Source organism: Algoriphagus sp. (assembly GCF_024642405.1).
Classification (GTDB): domain Bacteria; phylum Bacteroidota; class Bacteroidia; order Cytophagales; family Cyclobacteriaceae; genus Algoriphagus.
The window spans coordinates 1-4,358 of record NZ_JAHEBC010000320.1; the positions used below are offsets into that span (position 1 = coordinate 1).

Consider the following 4,358-nt stretch of genomic DNA (forward strand, 5'->3'; position numbering starts at 1 on the left):
ATGCCTTTCTCTTTGAACAAACGCTTGGCAAATCATGCGGACAGATCCCAAGTAACCAAACATATGCTGAAGAGATGTTTGTTACTTTTTCTTTTTGGAACAGGGCTTCATTGTATTTACAGCGGGAAATTGGTTTTTGAACTTTGGAATGTCTTGACCCAACTTTCATTTACTATTTTGGTCACCTATTTTCTAATCAGGAAATCCTGGAAAATCCAACTCGGTGTTTCCCTAGGCCTTCTAATTTTAACAGAGCTCCTTTATAGATTGTACAACCCAACTGTTCCTTATGAACATGGAACCAACTTCGGGAATTACATTGATATGATCCTTATGGGTAAAATAAACAATGGAGGTTGGGTTGCGATTAACTGCATCCCAACAGCTGCTCATACAATATGGGGAGCAATTTGTGGGAACATCTTATTATCTAGTAAAATGGGTCGGGAAAAAATAAAAATCTTTGTAATCGCTGGAATTGCAGGGCTGATTCTCGGATATGGACTGGATTTAATGGGAATCACCCCCATTATTAAAAGAATCAGTACCAGTTCTTTTGCTTTGGTATCAGGAGGTTGGGCCCTATTGGCTTTGGCATTTTCTTTTTGGTTGATCGATGTCAAAAAATATCAATCCAAAGCTTTTCCTTTCATCATCGTTGGAATGAATTCTATATTCATTTACCTATTTGCGGAAATATTAGGTCACCGTTGGCTAAATAGAACCTTAGGTATTTTTACTACCGGGTTTCTTGAGCCTTTAGGTTTTGGAGAACATGGACTTGGGATTATTACTGCGTTTTGCACTTTGGTGGCGATGTGGGGGCTCTGCTATTTCCTATATAAAAAGAAGATTTTCTTTAAGATTTAAAACAAAAAAGGTCATCTGCATTCTCAGATGACCTTATATTATTTTTCAATTACTTAAATAAATCTCTTAATAGTCCAGACTATTATTGCCAGAAGAAATACAATAATTGAAATTTTGTTGATGCCATGCATCATTCTAAGATTTAGATTTGATTTTTGGTTAGGATCCGGCTTTTGGAAAACTCTGATAAAGTAGTTACCCACTTCTCCCAACTTAAAGAATTCTTTTACTTTATTATTTTCTGACATTATCTCGGAATTTGAAATTTAAACAGGAAACTACCTAGAAAAGTTTAATTAAATGGAATCAGGTTCGTTCCACATTCCATCTTCTCTAATAATTTCTATCAACTCATCTACTGCCTTTTCTGATGGTACTGAGCGCTTCATCACTTCTTTCCCTTTATAAAGCGTAATTTTTCCTTTTCCGGATCCGACATAGCCATAATCTGCATCAGCCATTTCTCCTGGACCGTTCACGATACATCCCATAATTCCGATTTTCACTCCTTTCAAATGGTCTGTTCTTTTTCTGATCATCGCTGTAGTTTCCTGTAAATCAAATAGCGTTCGTCCACAGGAAGGACAGGAAATATACTCTGTTTTGGACATTCTGGTACGTGCTGCTTGAAGCACTCCAAAACCTACAGAATTATGTAATTTTATTTGATCCAATATCTCTTGACGATCTGTTTGATGTTCTTTCTCCAAAGACATGAAAATTCCATCTCCGAGTCCATCAATTAATAAACCACCAACATCCGTTGCTGCATAAAGCATGGTCAAGTCCTGATTTTGATCTGGATAGGAAATTTTGACTACCACTGGTATCTGATTTTTTAACTCCATTAAAGTTACAAAAGCCCGTCTCATAGCCGGCATTGCATGCTTATTAGAGGTTTTTAAAATCAGAACTGTATCTTTTCTTCCAGAAATCAGAGGAATCACTTGTTTGATTTCTGTATCTGAGACCTCCAAAAAGTTTAACTCCGAATGGTAATTTGAAGAATTCTCAAATTGCACCAAGTCGAATAAAGGAAACTTATTGATCTGATCCTTCTGACTTTTCCAAATTGCTGCATCCTGAATTTCTTTCATTCCATTTGGCAACATAAATGGGATCGGATTAGAACCAGAATAAACGAAATCACAGCCCTGATCATTCATTTTCCACTTATCCAATTCAGGAAGGTAAAAGTGCCCTGTTTGCTTGATTTCCTTTTCTGTGATCTTTTCTATCTTGGAAATATCCGTAATTACTCTTGGTACATTGTGACCTCCAAAATTATATATTTCCTCTGTTTGCCTTTTCTCATGGTCAAAAGGATGTATTGGGTAATGATTGATCTCTGGAATAGCAGCATGTGGCAAACGATTCACATACCGGTCAATCAAAGCCTTTGCGACAGGTGCTTCAAACTCTGGATCTTCGGTCAATGAAACTCTAACTGTATCTCCCAATCCATCTTCCAGCAAGGTTCCAATTCCAACTGCTGACTTAATTCTACCGTCTTCAGCTTCACCTGCTTCTGTTACTCCTAAATGCAATGGATAAGGCTTAAACCCTCCTTCATTTAATTTTTGAACCAGGAGCCTATAGGCCTGAACCATCACCTGAGTATTAGAAGACTTCATCGAAATGACGATGTCAAAATAATTTTCATCTTCACAGATTCTCAAAAACTCCAAGGCAGACTCCACCATTCCAAGGGGTGTATCGCCATAGCGACTCATAATTCGATCTGAAAGAGAACCATGATTAGTACCAATTCTCATCGCAGTACCATTCTCTTTACAGATCTTTACCAAAGGCAAAAATCTTTCTCTGATTCTATCTAACTCTTCCTGATAAGAAGCATCAGTATATTCTATGACCTCAAATTTTTTCTTATCGGCATAGTTGCCTGGATTGATTCTTACTTTCTCCACAATTTTGGCAGCTATTTCTGCAGCATTGGGAGTGAAATGTATATCTGCTACCAAGGGTGTTTGATACCCTTTTTTTCGGAGCTCATTTTTAATATTTCTAAGATTTTCGGCTTCTTTGATACTCGGTGCTGTGATGCGGATCAATTCACATCCTGACTCTATCATTCTGATACATTGCTCCACAGATCCCATGGTATCCATGGTATCGACCGTTGTCATTGACTGGACCACAATAGGATTATCACCTCCAATTAAAACCCCTCCTACATTAACAGGAATTGTTTTTCTTCGGGAATAGCTGGTAAGGCTATTACAGTACAATTGATCCAAAGATTTAATAATTGGTTCCATATTTTTAAATATCTCCTAATTGAGGTCTTATAACTATTTCTTCAACAACAGTTTGCGGGGAAAGGTTATATGCTGACCAAACTGATTCAGCAACATCTTCAGCTTTAATGAAACGTTCTTCAGGCAAGTCCATTCCTTCCCAGCTAGCAGTAAATGTAGCTCCGGGTAAAACCGAAGTTACCTTAATCTGATGATCTTTCAGTTCTTCCCTTATACACTTTGTCATTCCTAACATAGCCCATTTCGATATCGCATAACTTCCACCATTGGCATATGCTGTTAATCCTGCTATGGAGCCCATACTGAAAATATGACCACTTTTTTTAGCTTTCATATCCCCGATCAAAGCACGAGTCAGATAGTATGCAGAATACAAATTTGTATTCATCATCACTTCAAGATTACCTTCCGGCTCTTCTAATATAGCCCCTGGCAAAAACACTCCAGTATTATTCACGAGCACGTCCGGTGTACCGAAACCCTTAACTTTCTCTGCAAACCCCAATACTTCATCTTTCTTAGATAAATCTGCTTTCACGGTCAAAACATGTATTAAGGCATGATTTTCTTCCAAAGATGATTTCAGTTCTTCTAATTCCTTTTCATTTCTTGAACAGGTGATTATGTCAAACCCTTCATTTGCAAAGCGCTCAATAATAGCCCTCCCTATACCTTTGGTACCACCTGTGACGAGAATAATTTTACTCATTTATTTGTTGTTTTAATAGTTAGTATGACAACTATCTACAGGAAACAAAGTTACATTTTTTTATCAAAACAGTGCTGAAACCTGCATCCTTCCTACATGAACAATTCTGTCTAAGCCCTGTGAATTTCTTCCCTCATAGACCAAATTCAATTGTAAGCCTTCTCCTACTTTTTGAAGCCAATTTAAAGTCCAGGTCACATTGGTACCGGGAGTTAAAGCCTGAAGCATTTCATAGCCAACAGGAGAATTGGAAACTCCATTGTAATCAATCTGAATGAGTTTTAGATTTCCCGTTAAAGTAGTTTTTATTGCTTTTGCATAGCGTAAATCCAAACCAACCTGGTGTAGCATTGCTTTCTCTTCTATTTCAATGTTTTCTGTATTTTGCTTGCCTGTATATGAATAAGAAGCCGTTGTTCTAAAAAATGGAGTTGGTTGCCATGCAAACTCAGGCCCCAGTGCAGTTTGTTCTATTTTATAATTTCTGTTTTCTAAAAAAT

4 protein-coding genes and 1 pseudogene are annotated in these 4,358 nt (G+C 37.4%); 1 reads left to right on the forward strand and 4 read right to left on the reverse strand.

Annotated elements, in window-relative coordinates; genetic code table 11:
* A partial coding sequence (locus Q0L68_RS16910; protein ID WP_296705408.1) for a DUF5009 domain-containing protein occupies positions 1 to 870 on the forward strand: 870 nt, incomplete at its 5' end.
* A gap of 53 nt (positions 871 to 923) precedes the next feature.
* On the opposite strand, the gene Q0L68_RS16915 is transcribed toward Q0L68_RS16910, so the two are convergent.
* The 4 genes and pseudogenes from Q0L68_RS16915 to Q0L68_RS16930 all read right to left on the reverse strand — a co-directional run.
* Complete coding sequence (locus Q0L68_RS16915) at positions 924 to 1,118, reverse strand: DUF6728 family protein (RefSeq protein WP_205639379.1); 195 nt, start codon at positions 1,116 to 1,118, stop codon at positions 924 to 926.
* Positions 1,119 to 1,166: 48 nt separating this feature from the next.
* The gene (gene ispG / locus Q0L68_RS16920) at positions 1,167 to 3,149 is read right to left on the reverse strand and encodes a (E)-4-hydroxy-3-methylbut-2-enyl-diphosphate synthase (protein ID WP_296705412.1); all 1,983 of its coding nucleotides are present in this window, start codon (positions 3,147 to 3,149) and stop codon (positions 1,167 to 1,169) included.
* A 4-nt stretch (positions 3,150 to 3,153) separates the two neighbouring features.
* The gene (locus tag Q0L68_RS16925) at positions 3,154 to 3,858 is read right to left on the reverse strand and encodes an SDR family oxidoreductase (protein WP_296705414.1); all 705 of its coding nucleotides are present in this window, start codon (positions 3,856 to 3,858) and stop codon (positions 3,154 to 3,156) included.
* Positions 3,859 to 3,921: 63 nt separating this feature from the next.
* Positions 3,922 to 4,358 (reverse strand): annotated as a pseudogene (locus Q0L68_RS16930) (hypothetical protein); the annotation flags it as partial.